This window comes from Halomonas huangheensis (assembly GCF_001431725.1).
Taxonomy (GTDB): domain Bacteria; phylum Pseudomonadota; class Gammaproteobacteria; order Pseudomonadales; family Halomonadaceae; genus Halomonas; species Halomonas huangheensis.
Genome location: NZ_CP013106.1, coordinates 1,036,709 through 1,053,581 on the forward strand (window position 1 = coordinate 1,036,709; position 16,873 = coordinate 1,053,581).

Sequence of the window (16,873 nt, forward strand, 5' to 3'; positions counted from 1 at the left end):
TTTGAAATGTCTCCTATAAACCAGTATCTGCATTTATTGAAATATTGACGCTACCTTCAAGGTGGCGTTTTTTATTGATGGATGTGTGTTTTCAGCTCTGTTTCAGGTGGTGATATTACTCTGAAGATGTTACCCGTGAATAAGGAGCTTTTCATGAATATGAAGACGGTTTTCAAGACCATGATTATCGCGATATCCATGTCAATGGCAGCCTCGGTGTCGGCTAGTATGGGAGCAAGTGCAGGACAAGCTGAGAGGTTGGAGAGGGGGATTTCCAACACTCAGATACTCTCACTGAAAACGCCGAAACGTTACGAGTTGGAGGTCGATCGCTCGACAATGCTACGGCTGTCCAGTGAGCAGCCGGCAGGAGAGCCGAGTAATAGCAGTTTCATCAAGGCCACGTTATACGATGATAGCGGGCGCAGTATTGCGCAGTCATCGAGCTATCAAGGAGAGTTGTATCTTTCCCGTCAGCTGCAACCGGGAGCATATGAGCTGGAAGTCTCCGGCTGGACTCCGGCAGGAAAGTCGGAAGGCTTGAGTAATCGATACGAACTACACGTCGATTATTGATGGATCCGCAAAAAGGTCGAGCCTGTTGGCTCGACCTTTTTGTGGTTACGGAAAAGCCGAGTCAGCATCATTTCTCCCAGTGGGCAAGATAATGGGCCAACGCCTGGATCTCATCGTCGGAGATGTCTCGCATGACCTCGATCATGGTGGTATCGGGACCGCCTCGGCTGCGCTCTCGATAAGCTTGCATGGCATGAGTCAGGTAGTCCTCTCGTTGGTTGGCCAGGCGAGGCATCTGCTCGTGGCCTGAAAAGTCAGAGCGATGGCAACTGGAGCAACGATGCTGCTTGGCCAGGTCTTGCCCCTGGGACATCAGTTCAGCGTCTGCATCCTCATCCGGTGCCTCCAGCACTTGGTCTTCATAGTAGGCAGCCAAAGCCTGAATCTCTCCATCGGAAAGTCCTCGTGCCATGGGGGTCATCACCTCACTCTGCCGCAGACGCTCGCGGAAGTAGATCAACTGGTTGGTGATGGCCAGTGCTGGCTGGCCGGCCAGTGAGGGGGTGCCAGGTTGGGATGCGTTGCCATCAGGGCCGTGACAGGCACCGCACACCTGCACCTGTTCCTCCAATGGCAGGCCCGCGGCTGGCGACTCCTCGGCAATAGACGGACCAGACAGTATCAGGCTGGCCAATGCAGCCAGTAAGCGCCCCGATAGGGCGCTCATGGATGGGGGCATGGTTTCACTCCACGTAGTCCGGTGTGGCGTAGCTGACGCGATAGATGGCGCCGTTCTGCTCATCGGAAACCAGCAGCGCCCCGTCAGCCATCTGCAGCACGTCTACAGGGCGACCGGAAAAGTCGTTTTCGCTGGTATCGAGGAAGCCGACCATGAAGGGAGAGAGGCCTGCTCGTTCTCCGTTATCGGAGATCCTGGCGACTTGTACGTCGTAACCAGCGCTGAGCGAACGGTTCCAGGAGCCGCGACGGGCGATGAAAATAGCGTTCCGGTACTCCTCCGGGAACATCTCTCCGGTATAGAAACGCATGCCCAGCGGAGCGCTGTGCGGATCAAAGGTGGCAGCGGGCAGGGAGACACCATCGCAGGATGCCGCGTCGCCCAAGGCTGGATCGGTTACACCAACACCGTGGCAGTAGGGAAAGCCGAAGTTCTCGCCGGTTTCGCTGACCCGGTTGAGCTCGTCGTTCGGTGCATGTTCACCCACCCAGTCCTGGTTGTTGTCGGTGAACCATAGTTCTCCTGTCTCGGGATGGAAGTCGAAGCCAACGCTGTTGCGGACACCGCGTGCTTCGACTCGCATGTCAGAGCCGTCCGGTTTGAAGCTGTGGATAGTGGCGTGCGTATCTGCGTCGACCTCGCAACCGTTGCAGGGTGCGCCCACAGGTATGTAGAGCCGGTCATCTGGCCCGAAGGCGAGAAACTTCCAGCCGTGATGCTCGTCGTCAGGAAGGCCAAAAGCCTCGGTCAGCTCTTCGGGTTCCGGAACCTCTCCGTTGGCCAGAGAGTCCTCGATGTTGTCGTAACGGAAGATACGGTTGATGGCAGCGACATACAGGCTGCCATCCTTGAAGGCGACCCCATTGGGCTGGGTCAGTCCCTCGGCGACAGTGACGTGTTCTCGTTTGTCGCCGTTGTCCATAACGGCATAGACCCGGCCTATACCGCGAGTTCCGACAAAGACAGTTCCGTTGTCACCTATGGCCATCATGCGTGCACCTGGCATGCCGTGGGCCCAGATTTCGGCACTGAAGCCATCCGGTAGGCGTAGGTCATCGATGGGGATGTTTTCAGGGGCGGTGACGGTCAGGGGAGTGGCGTGCGGAGCAAGCGGCGACTCGGCTAACTCGGCTGAACGCCCTTGGGCCCAGGCTGGCTGCTGTTCTTCGGCACTCGCAGATGCGGTGAAGAAAGGGAGCGTCATCAGGCCAGCGGTGGAAATCGTCAGCGCGAGACGTGAGAGGGCAATGCGCGACATGGAGTAGGCTCCTGTAGTGGTTATTCTTTATTAGCAACTGCCAACGCTTAGCCTAGTAAGGAATCGCCCTTTCATAGATAGTTTCTTTCTATCATTGGAACTGCCTCAGCCCTCGGTGGTGGGAGGTCAGCTACGCTTTCAATCTCCGTGAACAATCTGATCTGCATCAGATTCATGACTTGAACTTGGCCCAGGGTGCCCACATTCCTGTAATCAGACAGGGCGTGTTGCCCATACATCTGGATGAGGTACGCATGAGCGATGATCGTGATCCGCAACAGGATGACCTGGATTGGGTCGGTATGAATGGCGAGCATGATGCCGATGCGGATGAGCAGGACGAAGATAGCCGTATTCAGGCCGTGATTCCTGCCAGTGCCATACTGCCGGAACGGCTATATCTACTGCCGATTCATAATCGTCCTTTCTTCCCTGCCCAGGTTCAACCGCTGGTCATCAACCGCGAGCGCTGGGAAAAAACCATCGAGCGTGTCAGCGATACTCCCCATCACACCGTAGGCCTGGCTTTCGTCGGTGAAGCCGGTGTTGATGAACTGGGCTGGCAGGATTTCCCCGAGATCGGTACCGCAGTCAAGATGCACAAACTGCAGGGAGATGAGCAGCAGATCCAGTTCATCTCACAGGGAGTAAAGCGTTTCCGTATCCAGCGCTGGTTGTCGAAAACACCGCCATTCCTGGTGGAGGTCAGTTATCCGAAGGAACCGGTGGATGCGGAGGACGATGAGACCCGTGCCTATGCCATGGCGATGATCAATGGCATCAAGGAACTGCTGCCGATCAACCCTCTCTACGGAGAGGAGCTCAAGCAGTATCTCAATCGCTTCAGTCCCCACGAACCCGGCCCACTGACTGACTTTGCCGCCTCCATTACTTCGGCCCAGGGGCAGGAACTGCAGGGTGTGCTCGATACTCTGGCGGTAATGCCACGTATGCAGAAGGTCCTGCCGCTGCTGCGTAAGGAAATTGACGTCGCACAGTTGCAGAGCGAGATCAGCGAACAGGTCAATGCGCAGATGCAACAGCATCAGCGCGAGTTCTTCCTGCGCGAGCAGCTCAAGGTCATTCAGCGTGAACTCGGCATCTCCAAGGACGATCGCGAGAACGATGTTGATACCTTCCGTGATCGGCTGGAAAACAAGGTGGTGCCTGAGCGGGTCATGGAGCGGATCAATGATGAGCTCGACAAGCTCTCGGTGCTCGAGACGGGTTCACCGGAGTACGGCACCACGCGTAATTATCTTGATTGGCTGACCAGCATGCCCTGGGGGCAGACCAGTGACGACCAGTTGGATCTGCCGCACGCACGCAAGGTGCTGGATCGCGACCATGATGGTCTCGATGACGTAAAGGAACGCATCGTAGAGTTTCTCGCCGAAGGCACCTTCAAGGGTGATGTTGGCGGTTCCATTGTTCTGCTGGTCGGTCCTCCCGGCGTCGGCAAGACCTCCATCGGTCGCTCCATCGCGGAGGCTCTGGGACGCGAATTCTATCGTTTCTCGGTAGGGGGGATGCGTGACGAAGCCGAGATCAAGGGCCATCGTCGCACCTATGTCGGCGCCATGCCGGGCAAACTGGTTCAGGCGCTCAAGGAGGTGGACGTCGAGAACCCTGTGATCATGCTTGATGAGATCGACAAGATGGGCCAGTCGTTTCAAGGCGACCCGGCTTCGGCACTGCTCGAGGTGCTCGACCCGGAGCAGAATGTTGATTTCCTCGATCACTATCTGGACGTGCGTCTTGATTTGTCCAAGGTGCTGTTCGTATGTACGGCCAATACCCTGGATTCGATTCCGCCGGCCTTGCTCGACCGCATGGAGCAGATTCGTCTGTCGGGCTATATCGCCGAGGAGAAGTTGGCGATTGCCAAAAATCATCTGTGGCCACGTTTGCTCAAGCGCGACAACATTCCCAGGAAGCGTATCAATCTCACCGATGCGGCACTGCGCCAGGTGATCGAGGGCTACGCCCGCGAAGCGGGGGTGCGTCAGCTCGAAAAGCTGTTGCATCGCGTGGTGCGCAAGGCGGCGGTCAAGTTATTGGAGAGCGATCAGGCGTCGGTCAAGGTCTCGGTGAAGAACCTTGAGGAGTTCCTGGGGGCACCGATCTTCCGCAAGGAAAAGGTCATGAAGGGCTCCGGAGTTGTCACCGGCCTGGCCTGGACGTCGATGGGCGGGGCCACGCTATCGATTGAGGCCGGACGTGTGCATGCACTGGATCGAGGCTTCAAGCTGACGGGCCAATTGGGCGATGTGATGAAGGAATCGGCCAATATCGCCTACAGCTTTGTGCAAGGGCATATGGCGGAGTACGGTGCTGACCCTGACTACTTCGACAGTGCTTTCGTACATCTTCATGTCCCTGAAGGCGCTACGCCCAAGGATGGTCCCTCGGCGGGGGTAACCATGACCACAGCGCTGCTGTCGCTGGCACGCAACCAGCCAATCGAGCGTAACCTGGCGATGACCGGTGAGTTGACGCTGACGGGCCATGTGCTGCCGGTGGGAGGAATCCGCGAGAAGGTGATTGCCGCTCGCCGCAGCGATATCTTCGAAGTCATTCTGCCCGAGGCCAACCGTCGCGATTACGCGGAACTGCCCGACTATCTCAAGGAAGGCATGAGCGTGCACTTTGCCTCGAAGTATCGTGATGTGGCAAAGGTCGTATTTGGCTAGCGTGGCTCGCTGCTGAGGTTTTCCGTTAAGCTGGTGGGCATTGTTTCTGGAGCCCACTGTGATGAACTTCACTTCCACCAGGGCCCGGATGGCGTATACGCTTCCGGGCCTTTGTCTGTCTCTGTCGATGACGGGGTTTGCAGCGCCTGCGTTGGCGGATGATAGCGAGCGCCCGACGCTGACGGTTTACACCTATGAGTCCTTCGTCGCCGAGTGGGGCCCTGGCCCTGGTGTGGAAAAGGCCTTCGAAGCTCAGTGCAACTGTGATCTGAACTTCGTGTCGCTGGGCGGGGGTGTCGATATCCTTCAGCGGCTGCGTCTTGAAGGCGACTCCAGCGCCGCGGATGTAGTGCTCGGGCTCGATATGAACCTGATCGATGAAGCACGTCGCCTTGAGCTGCTGGCTCCGCATGGCGCCGACCTGTCGACGTTGCAGCTGCCCATCGAGTGGCATGACGACACCTTCCTGCCTTATGACTGGGGGCGCTTCGCCTTCATCTACGACAGTGAGATACTGCCCGACCCACCGACCAGCTTCGAGGAATTGCTCGATGCGCCTGATGATCTCAAGGTCATCATCAGCGACCCACGCACCAGTGTGCCGGGGCTTGGGCTGTTGCTGTGGATCAAACACATCTACGGTGATCAGGCCGATGAGGCGTGGCAGCGGCTTTCACCGCATATCCTCACCGTAGCCAGTGGCTGGAGTCAGGCCTATTTCTCGCTGTTCATGAATGGCGAGGCGCCAATGGTATTGTCCTACAGCACCTCGCCCGCCTATCACATGGCAGTGGACAACACCGACCGCTATCAGGCTGCGGAATTCAGCGAAGGTCACTATCTACAGATCGAAACTGCCGCAATGCTGGCGGGCTCGGAGCACCCGGGACTGGCACGCCAGTTCATGGACTTTATCCTCAGTGAGGACTTCCAGCGTGAAATTCCGCTGGGCAATGTGATGTATCCGGCAGTGGATCTCGGCGCTGAGTTACCGGAGGTATTCGAGCGTCTGATAGAGCCGGACAGTTTTACCTTTACGCCGGAAGAAGTCAGTGCCAATCGGCAAGGCTGGATTCGTGAATGGCTCAATGCAACCACTCGTTGACGTCCGGCAATCCTCTGTCGCTCCCCGGCACCCCTGCTGGTGGCGGCGTGCGGAAGCCAATCGACTGATACTGCCGGCAGCCTTGCTGGCAGTATTGCTCGTTGCGACGGTAGGCTTGGGTAGCCTCGGTGCCCTGCTGTGGCAGGCGCCGGATATGGATATATCACGCCTGTGGCGTGAGCCATGGCTGGCTGCCATTCTGCGTTTCAGTCTACTGCAGGCCACTCTGTCAACGCTGTTGTCGCTGGGCGGTGGTGTGCTGGTGGCTGTGGTACTGGCGCGGCGACCAGTGTTTCCCGGGCGCGCGCTGTTGTTGCGGGTCATGGAAATGTCGCTGGTGATCCCGGCGCTGCTGGCGTTGTTCGGCCTCGTGGCGGTGCATGGCCGTCAGGGCTGGCTGGGGTCATTGCTGGAGTCGCTGCCCTTCGCGCCGAGCACTTCGCCGGATTATCTCTATGGCCTGTCGGGCATCGTGCTGGCGCATGTGTTCTTCAACCTGCCGTTGAGCGGCCGTGTCATGCTCCAGGCGCTGGAGCAGGCGCCCAGTGCTCACTGGCGACTGGTGGCTCAGTTCGGGCTCTCGCGAACCGCCATCTGGCGCACGCTGGAATGGCCACAGATCCGTCAATTGTTGCCGCGTCTGGCGGCGCTGGTCTTTACCCTGTGCTTTACCAGTTTTGCCATCGTCATGACTCTCGGCGGAGGGCCTGGCAGTAGCACCCTGGAGGTCGCGCTCTATCAGGCATTGAAGTACGACTACGACCTGGCGTTGGCGGCGTTGCTGGCGATGACGCAATTGCTGGTCTGTCTCTCGCTGTGGGCAGTAGCGCTGCGTGTAGGTGGCAATGCTGCGTTGATCGCTGCGGAAGGGCATGTCACCGGGCCGATGCAGCGGCGCGATGCTCATGGCTGGCGGCGCCTGGGCGATACTGCGGTACTGCTTGGCCTGGCGCTGCTCCTGCTACCTCCACTGGTCGCTATTGTGGTGGCGGGGGTGGGTGGCATGCCGGATCTACTCAGCGACGTCGGAATATGGGCCGCCGCATTGCGCAGTCTGGTCATGGCCAGCAGTGCAGGACTGGGAGCTGTGGTGGTGGCGCTGTTGCTGCTGGCCGGTAGCGGTGACCTACGCCACAGGGGGCGCGGGACCATGGCGTCGATGATCGAAGGCAGTGGACAGCTGATCCTGATATTGCCGGCGCTGGTGCTGGGTACAGGACTGTTCATGCTGTTGCGACCGGGACTTGGCAGCGACCTGCAGGGCTACGCCCTGGTGGTGCTGGTCAACGCCCTGATGGCTTTACCCTTTGCGATGCAGGTCCTGCGTTCGGCTGTTACTGGGCTTGATGGAACCCAGCGCCGCGTGGCCGACCAATTGGCCGTACATGGCTGGTCGCGCCTGCGCTGGTTGATCTGGCCGCGCCTGCGGCGTCCTTTGGCGTTGGCATTGGCCTATGGCATGACGTTGTCGCTGGGGGATTTCAGTGTGATTGCACTATTTGGTTCGCCCTCGGCACCGACCCTGCCGATGTTGCTCTATCAGCAGTTGGGAGGCTACCGCTGGCAGAGTGCCGCGGCCACCGCGTTATTGCTGTTGGTTCTGGTGGTGATGGTGTTCGCCATACTTTCTGGTTTGACGCGCAAGTTGCCACGTTATGCCTGGCGGCATGGCTCATCGGGCACCGATATATCGAGGACTGCATGCTGATCGCTGAAGCATTGAGCTTTCATTATTCACAGGCTGAACCCGGACAGACGCTGGACTTCCGTTTTGACCTGCGCCTGGCGCCGGGGCAGTGTGTCGCCGTAGATGGGCCTTCCGGCGCGGGAAAGAGCACGCTGCTCAATCTGATTGCCGGTTTCCTCAAGCCCGCATCCGGGCAGTTGCGCTGGCTGGACGAGGACCTGCTCGCTCTGCATCCTTGGCGCCGTGGGGTAACCACGCTGTTTCAGGATCACAACCTGTTCGATCATCTGCCGGTGTGGGCCAATATCGGCCTCGGGCTGGCGCCGGATCTGCGTTTGAATGCTGGCCAACGCCAGCGCATAACCGAAGGGCTGGAGCAGGTCGGAATGGCGGAAATGGCATCACGCCTGCCCAGCGAACTGTCCGGTGGTCAGCGTCAGCGAGTGGCGCTGGTGCGTGCATTGCTGCGTGATACGCGGCTATTGCTGCTTGATGAACCCTTTACCGGCCTCGATCGTGCCAATCGCGAGACACTCTGGGTTCAGGTAGAGCGCCTCAAGCACAGCGGAGTCGCCGTACTGCTGGTCAGTCACGACGCCGAGGACGTTCAGGCGTTGGCAGATTATCGCCTGCGTCTGGTTGAGGGGCGGTTGATAGTAGCCAGTCCCGCGCCTGCATGACAGAATCGATAGTCTGGACACGCGACACCGCCCGGGCCGCGAATTACCTTCGCAGAACAAGGCCACGGGTGGACACAGAATGATGAGGACCCTCCCAATGCCTGAGTATCGCTCCCGTACAACGACCGCAGGTCGCAATATGGCTGGTGCCCGTGCCCTCTGGCGCGCCACTGGCATGAAAGATGACGACTTCCATAAACCGATCATCGCCGTATCGAATTCATTTACCCAGTTCGTGCCCGGCCATGTGCATCTCAAGGATATGGGCCAGTTGGTGGCTCGCGAGATCGAAAAGGCCGGGGGAGTAGCCAAGGAATTCAATACCATCGCCGTGGATGATGGTATCGCCATGGGTCACGACGGCATGCTGTATTCGCTGCCGAGCCGTGATCTGATTGCCGATAGCGTCGAATACATGGTCAATGCCCACTGCGCCGATGCGTTGGTGTGTATTTCCAACTGCGACAAGATCACTCCCGGAATGCTGATGGCTGCCATGCGCCTCAACGTCCCGGTGATCTTTGTTTCCGGTGGCCCGATGGAGGCCGGCAAGACCAAGTTGCTCGATCATGGTCTGGACCTGGTGGATGCCATGGTCATGGCGGCTGATGACAGTGTCGACGAGGAATTGCTCAACGAAGTCGAGCGCAGCGCCTGCCCGACCTGCGGTAGTTGCTCCGGCATGTTCACCGCCAATTCGATGAACTGTCTGACCGAAGCGCTGGGTCTGGCACTGCCGGGCAACGGCACCGTAGTCGCCACTCACTCCGACCGCAGACGTCTATTCGAGAATGCGGGGGAGCGAATCGTCGAACTGGCCAAGCGCTACTACGAAGGTAACGAAGAGCATCTGTTGCCGCGTGCCATCGCCTCCAAAGCGGCATTCCGCAATGCCATGACCCTCGACATCGCCATGGGCGGCTCGACCAATACCATCCTGCACCTGTTGGCCGCCGCTCAGGAAGCGGGTGTCGACTTCACCATGCAGGATATCGACCGCCTCAGCCGTGAAGTACCGCAGTTGTGCAAGGTGGCGCCCAACACCCAGAAATACCATATCGAGGATGTGCATCGTGCCGGTGGCATCATGGCGATTCTCGGTGAGTTGGATCGGGCCGGTGTGCTGGATGCCAGCGTACCCACTGTATATGGCGATACGCTCAAGGCTGCGCTGGACGAGTGGGACATCATGCGTAATCCGAGCCAGGAAGTGGTCAGCTTCTACAAGGCTGGCCCCGGTGGCGTACCCACTCAGGTCGCTTTTTCGCAGAGTGCTCGCTGGCCGAGCCTCGACGGTGACCGAGCGACCGGCTGTATTCGTGACTACGAACATGCCTTCTCGCGCGAGGGTGGCCTGGCGGTATTGACAGGCAACATTGCCGAGAATGGCTGCGTGGTGAAGAGTGCCGGTGTTGATGAAAGCATTCTGGTCTTCGAGGGACCCGCGCATGTCGTCGAATCCCAGGATCAGGCCGTCGAACATATTCTTGAAGGTCAGGTGAAGGAAGGCGACGTAGTGGTGATTCGCTACGAAGGGCCGCGTGGAGGCCCGGGGATGCAGGAAATGCTGTACCCGACCTCGTACCTGAAGTCCAAAGGGCTGGGCAAGGCCTGTGCGCTGCTGACCGATGGGCGCTTCTCCGGCGGAACCTCAGGTCTGTCGATTGGCCACGTTTCACCGGAAGCGGCTGCTGGTGGTGCCATTGGTCTGGTGGAAAATGGCGACCGGATTCGCATCGATATCCCCAACCGCACCATCAATGTGCTGTTGGACGAAGTGGAATTGTCGGCGCGTCGCGACCGTCAGGAAGCGCGCGGCAGTGATGCATGGAAGCCCAGCATCCAGCGAGATCGCAAGGTATCGGCTGCGCTCAAGGCTTATGCACTGTTGGCGACCTCGGCTGACAGAGGCGCTGTCCGAGATCTGGATAAGCTCGACTGACTGGTTCATCCTGGATACCTTAGGTGCCCCCGAGTTGGCCTCCAGCCAACTCGGGGTCATTGATACAGAGAGAAGGTAGATGGATTCTTTATGAAGACACAGACCCTGAACGTGGGCCTGGTAGGCTACGGGATGGCCGCCAGGACATTTCATGCACCCCTGATCAAGGCGGCAACTGGAATGGAGCTGATGGCCGTAGTCAGCTCTGACCCAGCCAGGGTAAAGGCCGACTGGCCTGATGTTGAAGTGGTCGATGGCCTCAACGACCTGCTCAATGAGCGGCTGATTGACCTGGTAGTGATTGCCACTCCCAACGACCTGCACTTTCCGATGGCCAAGGCCGCTCTGGCGGCTGGAAAACATGTCGTGATCGACAAGCCGATTACGGTATCGCTCTCGGAAGCTCGTACGTTACGTGTGCAGGCTGATCGCTCCAATCTGATGCTGAGCGTGTTCCATAATCGTCGCTGGGACAGTGACTTTCTTACCGTGCGCAAGTTGCTCGATGAAGGTCACCTTGGCCGCGTGGTGTCGTTTACCTCGCGTTTCGACCGTTACCGTCCGCTGGTCACCGACCGTTGGCGTGATCGCAACAAACCTGGTGGTGGTATCTGGTTCGACCTTGGACCGCACCTGCTCGATCAGGCTCGCGAACTCTTCGGAATGCCGCGCGCCATTCTGCTGGAACAGGCGACGTCACGAGAAGGCTCGGAAGTTGATGATGACTTCGTGGCGATGCTTGATTACGAGGGTTTGCGTGTCACCCTGCAGGCTTCGACGCTGGTGGCTGAGCCCAGTCCACGTTTCCTGATCCATGGCACCAATGGCAGCTACTCGACCTATGGCCTGGACCCTCAGGAAGCGATGCTCAAGGAAGGCCTGATGCCCAGCGAGAACTGGGGCGAGGATCCGTATCCAGGTCATCTGACGGTCAACCACGGTACGGTGGAGCAGCCGGAGTTGCTGGTCGAAGAGTATCCCTCGCTGCCGGGCAACTATCCCGCCTATTACGAATCCATTCGTGAAGCGCTGCTGCTCAAGGGTGGCCAACCCGCGGTGACCGGCGAAGATGGCGTCGATATCATGACGCTGCTGGAAGCCGGACGTGACAGCTATCGCCAGGGGCGCTGGGTGCGAGTCAAGGAAGGCAACAATAACCTGCGCCGTGTGCAGGCACGCTAGACCACAGCCTACGGCCGGAGCCATGACCAGTGGGGCAGCACTGGTTGACTCGCGGCGCGGCGCACCTGGCTTGCGCTGTAGATGGCTCGAGCTGTAGCTGGCCAGGCCACCACAGCTGGCTGGGCCTCGTTGAAGCTTTGGATCTCGCTGAGCCGTTAGATCTCGTTGAGCAGTTTATCGCGGGCGATATACAGCGCGGCGATGGCTCGCCCTTCATGAAAGTCTTCTCTGGATAGCAGCGCGGGCAACGAGTCAATGGCATGTGTTTCGACCTCCAACTGTTCTGGCTCATCGCCAGGCAGGCGTTCTTCATAGAGGTCGCGGGCCAGCATGACTTGAATGCGCTGACGCATGTAGTTGGGCGACAACGACAGCTCGACCAGCGGCTCGATGCGTCTGGCACCGAAACCGCACTCTTCCTTCAGCTCGCGGTTGGCGGCAGTCACCATATCCTCTCCCTCGTCGATGACTCCCTTGGGTAGCGTCAGAGTGTAGTCCTCGAACCCCGCAGCATACTCACGAATCAGCAATACATGCTCCGGGTCTGGCATCGCCACGATCATCACTGCACCAATGCCCTTGCCGTTCCCGCCCAGGCGTTCAAAGGTACGTTCCGCGCCATTGGAGAAGCGCAGGTCAATTTCCTCGATGTTGAACAGGCGACTGCGGGCTACTGTTCGGCGTTCAAGAATATGTGGCTTGTGGTCTGCAGTGGCTGTCATGAAGGCTCCTGGTGAATGATGGCGTGAGCTAACTGCTGATTGCTTACGGCTTGCGGCTTATCAGGTAAACTATCATGTTATTTCCTTGCTGCTGCTACTGGGGTTTCAATGATCGATTGGCGAGCCATTGATACTGTTCTGCTGGATATGGACGGTACTCTTCTCGATCTGCATTTCGATAGCCACTTCTGGCTTGAGCACCTGCCGCGTCGCTATGTCGAGCTGCATCGTCTGGACGAGGCTGCGCGCCTGGCGCTACGAGATCGGATCATGGGAGAGCGGGGCACTCTCAACTGGTACAGCCTCGATTACTGGAGTCGTGAATTGAGTGTTGATATCGTCGCGCTCAAGCGTGAAGTCCAGCACTTGATAGGTTTGCGCAGTGATGCTCTCGACTTTCTCAACTGGCTGCGAAAGGCGCACCCGCGGGTGGTGTTGGCAACCAACGCTGACCGGGCCAGCCTCGAACTGAAGTTGCCGCTTACCGGGCTCGACGATTATCTCGATGCCATCGTCTCTTCAGCGGATCTCGGCGAACCCAAGGAGGAGCAGGCCTTCTGGCATGCGATGCAGAAGGTGGAACCCTTCGATCCCCAGCGCACGCTGTTCATTGACGATAATCCGCATGTACTGGAAAGTGCGCGGCAGTTTGGCATCCGCTATCTGCTCGGTATTCGTCAGCCCGATAGTCAGCGTCCCGAGCTTGAGCTGGTGGACTTCACCGCCCTGGATCGTTTCGCCGATATCCTGCCGCCTGGCGAGGAGTCAGCGCATGGATAATGTTCGTCTCGACAAATGGCTGTGGGCAGCGCGTTTCTTCAAGACTCGTGCGCTGGCCAAGAAGGCCATCGATGGTGGCAAGGTCGAGGTCGATGGCGCCAAAGCCAAGACCAGCAAGGCCGTAAGCCCGGGGATGATGGTGCGCGTTCCACAGGGCTGGGATGTGTTGGAAGTGGAAGTCCTCGAGATCAGCGAAAAGCGCCGCGGCGCACCGGAAGCCCAGGCTCTCTATCGTGAAACCGAGCAGAGCCGCCAACGCCGGGAACGTGAGTCTGAAAGCCGTCGCCAGGCACGTGAAGCCTTCCAGCATCCCCTCAAGCGCCCCGATAAACGCGCACGCCGCGATATCAAGCGCTTTCAGCGGGAGCAGGGTGATGAGCCGTAGGCGCCAAGCTATAAGCGGTAAGCTGTAAGTAAACTCTGACTCCGGACTCCGTGGATCGGCACTGGGCCGTTCAGGGCCCACGACTTACGGCTTCGTCCTCCCTTGAATTCCTGTATGTGAGTTTCCATGACCGATCAAATTCAGCGCTTTCTTATCGATTCCACCAATGTTCGCGGTGAGGTGACTCGCCTTGAGCAGGCTTATGCGGAAGTCCTCAATCGCCATGAGTATCCGGCGACCATCAACAATCAACTCGGTGAGTTGCTGGCCGCTGTGGCGCTGTTGACGGATACCGTCAAGCTGGATGGTACTCTGAGTATCGAAGTGCGCGGCAGTGCAGCGGTGAACCTGCTGATGGCGGAGTCCAATCCGGGGGGTGAATTGCGTGCCATTGCCCGCCTGGCGGAGGATGCAGTGTTGCCGTCAGGTGATGAGAGTTTTCGCGACCTGGTCGGTGATGGTCAGATCGTGATCACGCTGGACCCGCGAGAAGGGCGACGCTATCAAGGTATCGTCGCCATCGAGCATGATTCTCTTGCTGGCTGCCTGGAAACCTATTTCTCTCAGTCGGAACAGCTGCCGACTCGTCTGTGGTTGGCTGCTGACGGAAAGCATGCGGGGGGATTGTTGTTACAGCGCCTTCCGGATGAGTCTCTCAACCAGGATGATGATGCCTGGGATCGTGCAACTCATCTGGCATCAACGCTAGCCGATAAGGAGTTGGTGGAGTTGGACTCCACAACACTCTTGACTCGTCTGTTCCATGAAGAAACCGTGCGTGTCTTTGATCCCAAGGCGTTGTATTTCGGTTGCACCTGCTCCCGTTCGCGTATTGCCGGAGCGATTGCATCACTCGGCGCCGAAGAATTGCGTGAAATTGTCGCGGAGCAGGGTGGTATTGAAACGCAATGTCACTTCTGTCACACCCTTTACCAGTTTTCAGCGCTGGAAGTGGAAGGCTTGATCGAAGACCCCAGCGGAGACACGCCAACTCTGCATTGAGTACCGCCCGATGCTGAGTGGATGGCAGGCACGGCTGGATGTTGTTGCCTGCTGCACGACCCCTCCTGTAGTTATACAACATAAATCCGGCGATTATTGGTAGATGTAGTAGTAAAACTACATGAACGTCGTCAAACGTGAGCATTTCCAGTTCGAATCTTTTTTGCCATAATCGCCGCCGATCCTGCAGGCCCGGTTGTCGTTGTCTTGCCACAGTTCACATCCAGTTGCGATGAATTGTGGTGACAATTCCCAGAAGACGGTAAAGCCGCATTGGCGGCCGGGTGGTATCCCATGCGTTGAAGGTGGTGCTGTATCAGGTGGGGCAGCAGGGCGATGATGCCCCGCAGACTTCCCGCGAAGTACTGATCGGTATTGCTCGGACACGCCCGGTAAACGAGAGAGAGTGGCCGTCAGGCCCAGGAAATGACATGACCACGACCCAACAAGCGCCGTCCGTTCATATCAACCTCAGTACGGCAGAGCTCATCGAGCATGCTGTGGCCAATGGTGAGGGCCGCCTGGCCGCTCATGGTGCCCTGGTAGTCAATACCGGTGAGCGTACCGGCCGTTCGCCCAAGGACCGCTTCATCGTTGAAGAGCCGTCTACCAGCAGCAAGATTGACTGGGGTAACGTCAATCGCCCCTTCGATGCTGCGCGTTTCGACGCCCTGTGGGAGCGTGTTGAGCAGTACCTCGGCAGCCAGGACAGTTACGTCTCCGAATTGCACGTCGGTAGCGACCCGACGCATTATCTGCCGGTACGCGTGACCACCGAAACGGCCTGGCACAACCTGTTCGGCCGTACCATGTTCGTGCGCCCTGAAGCCTACAATGCCTCGCGCAAGGAAGAGTGGACCATTCTCAATGCGCCGTTCTTCAGCTGTGAGCCGGAGCGTGACGGCACCAACTCCGATGGCTGCGTGATCATCAACTTTGCTGCTCGCCGCGTGCTGATCGCTGGTATGCGCTATGCCGGTGAGATGAAAAAGGCGATGTTCTCGGTGCAGAACTTCCTGTTGCCGGACTCCGATGTGCTGCCGATGCACTGCAGTGCCAACGTCGGCGAAGACGGTGAAACAACACTGTTCTTCGGTCTTTCCGGCACCGGAAAGACCACTCTCTCCGCGGATCCTGGCCGTTTCCTGATTGGTGACGACGAGCATGGCTGGGGCGTGGGCACCGTGTTCAACATCGAAGGCGGTTGCTATGCCAAGTGCATCGATCTGTCCGAGAAGAATGAGCCGGTGATCTGGAATGCCATCAAGTTCGGTACTGTGCTCGAGAATGTGGTGCTCAACGATCGCCGTGAGCCCGATTACGCCGATGGCAGCCTGACCCAGAATTCACGTGCCGCCTATCCGCTCGAGCACGTGGCCAAGCGTGTTGCCGAGAACCGTGCTGGTGAGCCGAATGCGATTGTCTTCCTGACCTGTGACATGAGTGGCGTGTTGCCGCCGGTGTCAGTACTGTCTCGTGAAGCCGCCGCCTATCACTTCCTGTCCGGCTATACCGCCAAGGTCGGCTCCACCGAGATGGGCTCCTCCAGCGGCCTCGAATCAACCTTCTCGACCTGCTTTGGTGCACCGTTCTTCCCGCGTCCTGCGCGTGAATACGCTGACCTGCTGATCAAGCGCGTCGCCGAAAAGGATGCTCAGGTCTATCTGGTCAATACTGGCTGGACCGGTGGCTCCTACGGAGAGGGTGGTTCGCGCTTCTCGATTCCGACTACACGCGCCATCATTCATGCTATCCAGTCAGGTGTGCTGCGTGATGTTGAAACACGCCACATTGAAGGCCTCAACCTGTCGGTGCCGACTTCCGTGCCTGGTGTTGATTCACGTCTGCTGGATCCGCGTCAGACCTGGGAAGATCAGCAGGCCTACAACCGCAAGCGCGACGAACTGGCACAACAGTTCATCGACAACTTCCGCAAGTTCGAGGGTGTCAGCGCAGCGATTGTCGAGGCAGGTCCGCGCCAGGATTGATGTCACCTCGCGCTATGCATGAAGTGCTATGCAAAAAAGAGAAGGCTTCGGCCTTCTCTTTTTTTGTGCGGAGTCAGGAGTCAGGAGCAACGAGCTGCGAGTACGCTACGCTCGAGCTGAACTCCAGACCTCGGTTTTTGTCCATGTGCTATCAGAGCGCCACTGAAACTGCTCGCAGCTCGAAACTGACTGTA

14 protein-coding genes are annotated in these 16,873 nt (G+C 58.3%); 11 read left to right on the forward strand and 3 right to left on the reverse strand.

From position 1 onward, the window contains the following. Positions 1-153: 153 nt before the first annotated feature. The gene (locus AR456_RS04750; RefSeq protein ID WP_021820210.1) at positions 154-576 is read left to right on the forward strand and encodes a hypothetical protein; all 423 of its coding nucleotides are present in this window, start codon (positions 154-156) and stop codon (positions 574-576) included. Between the two features lie 67 nt (positions 577-643). Here the strand turns inward: AR456_RS04750 and AR456_RS04755 are convergent, their stop codons facing one another. Next, complete coding sequence (locus tag AR456_RS04755) at positions 644-1,255, reverse strand: c-type cytochrome (protein ID WP_021820211.1); 612 nt, start codon at positions 1,253-1,255, stop codon at positions 644-646. A 4-nt stretch (positions 1,256-1,259) separates the two neighbouring features. Further along, on the reverse strand, positions 1,260-2,513 hold the full coding sequence (locus tag AR456_RS04760; protein WP_021820212.1) for a PQQ-dependent sugar dehydrogenase: 1,254 nt from the start codon (positions 2,511-2,513) through the stop codon (positions 1,260-1,262). A 254-nt stretch (positions 2,514-2,767) separates the two neighbouring features. Here AR456_RS04760 and lon point away from each other — a divergent pair, with 254 nt between their 5' ends. The 6 genes from lon (at position 2,768) to AR456_RS04795 (ending at position 11,802) form a co-directional block, all read left to right on the forward strand. Further along, positions 2,768-5,206 carry an endopeptidase La gene (gene lon, locus AR456_RS04770; protein ID WP_021820214.1) on the forward strand — a complete coding sequence of 813 codons (2,439 nt, stop codon included), beginning with the start codon at positions 2,768-2,770 and terminating at the stop codon, positions 5,204-5,206. 61 nt (positions 5,207-5,267) lie between these two features. After that, the gene (gene thiB, locus AR456_RS04775) at positions 5,268-6,311 is read left to right on the forward strand and encodes a thiamine ABC transporter substrate binding subunit (protein WP_021820215.1); all 1,044 of its coding nucleotides are present in this window, start codon (positions 5,268-5,270) and stop codon (positions 6,309-6,311) included. After that, positions 6,295-8,019, forward strand: coding sequence for a thiamine/thiamine pyrophosphate ABC transporter permease (gene thiP, locus AR456_RS04780; protein WP_021820216.1), 1,725 nt, complete (start codon positions 6,295-6,297; stop codon positions 8,017-8,019). Before thiB ends, thiP begins: the two co-directional genes overlap by 17 nt. After that, on the forward strand, positions 8,013-8,678 hold the full coding sequence (locus AR456_RS04785; protein ID WP_021820217.1) for an ATP-binding cassette domain-containing protein: 666 nt from the start codon (positions 8,013-8,015) through the stop codon (positions 8,676-8,678). The genes thiP and AR456_RS04785 overlap by 7 nt, the downstream gene beginning before the upstream one ends. A 97-nt stretch (positions 8,679-8,775) precedes the next feature. After that, complete coding sequence (ilvD, locus tag AR456_RS04790; RefSeq protein WP_021820218.1) at positions 8,776-10,620, forward strand: dihydroxy-acid dehydratase; 1,845 nt, start codon at positions 8,776-8,778, stop codon at positions 10,618-10,620. Positions 10,621-10,710: 90 nt separating this feature from the next. Next, positions 10,711-11,802 carry an oxidoreductase gene (locus AR456_RS04795; protein ID WP_021820219.1) on the forward strand — a complete coding sequence of 364 codons (1,092 nt, stop codon included), beginning with the start codon at positions 10,711-10,713 and terminating at the stop codon, positions 11,800-11,802. Positions 11,803-11,957: 155 nt separating this feature from the next. On the opposite strand, the gene nudE is transcribed toward AR456_RS04795, so the two are convergent. After that, complete coding sequence (nudE, locus tag AR456_RS04800) at positions 11,958-12,524, reverse strand: ADP compounds hydrolase NudE (RefSeq protein WP_021820220.1); 567 nt, start codon at positions 12,522-12,524, stop codon at positions 11,958-11,960. Positions 12,525-12,632: 108 nt separating this feature from the next. Here nudE and yrfG point away from each other — a divergent pair, with 108 nt between their 5' ends. The 4 genes from yrfG to AR456_RS04820 all read left to right on the forward strand — a co-directional run bounded on the left by yrfG (position 12,633) and on the right by AR456_RS04820 (position 16,679). Next, complete coding sequence (yrfG, locus tag AR456_RS04805) at positions 12,633-13,304, forward strand: GMP/IMP nucleotidase (RefSeq protein ID WP_021820221.1); 672 nt, start codon at positions 12,633-12,635, stop codon at positions 13,302-13,304. Continuing rightward, positions 13,297-13,689 carry an RNA-binding S4 domain-containing protein gene (locus tag AR456_RS04810; RefSeq protein ID WP_021820222.1) on the forward strand — a complete coding sequence of 131 codons (393 nt, stop codon included), beginning with the start codon at positions 13,297-13,299 and terminating at the stop codon, positions 13,687-13,689. The genes yrfG and AR456_RS04810 overlap by 8 nt, the downstream gene beginning before the upstream one ends. A 126-nt stretch (positions 13,690-13,815) precedes the next feature. Further along, positions 13,816-14,691: an Hsp33 family molecular chaperone HslO gene (gene hslO / locus AR456_RS04815; protein WP_021820223.1), complete on the forward strand. Its 876-nt coding sequence runs from the start codon at positions 13,816-13,818 to the stop codon at positions 14,689-14,691. Between the two features lie 431 nt (positions 14,692-15,122). Beyond that, positions 15,123-16,679, forward strand: a complete 1,557-nt coding sequence (locus AR456_RS04820) for a phosphoenolpyruvate carboxykinase (protein ID WP_021820224.1) — start codon at positions 15,123-15,125, stop codon at positions 16,677-16,679. Positions 16,680-16,873: the final 194 nt, after the last annotated feature.

What these genes read in the sequence shown, in the direction of transcription:
- ilvD (WP_021820218.1), top strand. Translation starts at nt 8,776, where the DNA reads ATGCCTGAGTATCGCTCCCGTACAACGACCGCAGGTCGCAATATGGCT.
- hslO (WP_021820223.1), top strand. Translation starts at nt 13,816, where the DNA reads ATGACCGATCAAATTCAGCGCTTTCTTATCGATTCCACCAATGTTCGC.
- nudE (WP_021820220.1), bottom strand. Translation starts at nt 12,524, where the DNA reads ATGACAGCCACTGCAGACCACAAGCCACATATTCTTGAACGCCGAACA.
- yrfG (WP_021820221.1), top strand. Translation starts at nt 12,633, where the DNA reads ATGATCGATTGGCGAGCCATTGATACTGTTCTGCTGGATATGGACGGT.
- lon (WP_021820214.1), top strand. Translation starts at nt 2,768, where the DNA reads ATGAGCGATGATCGTGATCCGCAACAGGATGACCTGGATTGGGTCGGT.
- AR456_RS04795 (WP_021820219.1), top strand. Translation starts at nt 10,711, where the DNA reads ATGAAGACACAGACCCTGAACGTGGGCCTGGTAGGCTACGGGATGGCC.
- AR456_RS04810 (WP_021820222.1), top strand. Translation starts at nt 13,297, where the DNA reads ATGGATAATGTTCGTCTCGACAAATGGCTGTGGGCAGCGCGTTTCTTC.
- thiB (WP_021820215.1), top strand. Translation starts at nt 5,268, where the DNA reads ATGAACTTCACTTCCACCAGGGCCCGGATGGCGTATACGCTTCCGGGC.
- AR456_RS04750 (WP_021820210.1), top strand. Translation starts at nt 154, where the DNA reads ATGAATATGAAGACGGTTTTCAAGACCATGATTATCGCGATATCCATG.
- AR456_RS04760 (WP_021820212.1), bottom strand. Translation starts at nt 2,513, where the DNA reads ATGTCGCGCATTGCCCTCTCACGTCTCGCGCTGACGATTTCCACCGCT.
- AR456_RS04755 (WP_021820211.1), bottom strand. Translation starts at nt 1,255, where the DNA reads ATGCCCCCATCCATGAGCGCCCTATCGGGGCGCTTACTGGCTGCATTG.
- AR456_RS04820 (WP_021820224.1), top strand. Translation starts at nt 15,123, where the DNA reads ATGACCACGACCCAACAAGCGCCGTCCGTTCATATCAACCTCAGTACG.
- thiP (WP_021820216.1), top strand. Translation starts at nt 6,295, where the DNA reads ATGCAACCACTCGTTGACGTCCGGCAATCCTCTGTCGCTCCCCGGCAC.
- AR456_RS04785 (WP_021820217.1), top strand. Translation starts at nt 8,013, where the DNA reads ATGCTGATCGCTGAAGCATTGAGCTTTCATTATTCACAGGCTGAACCC.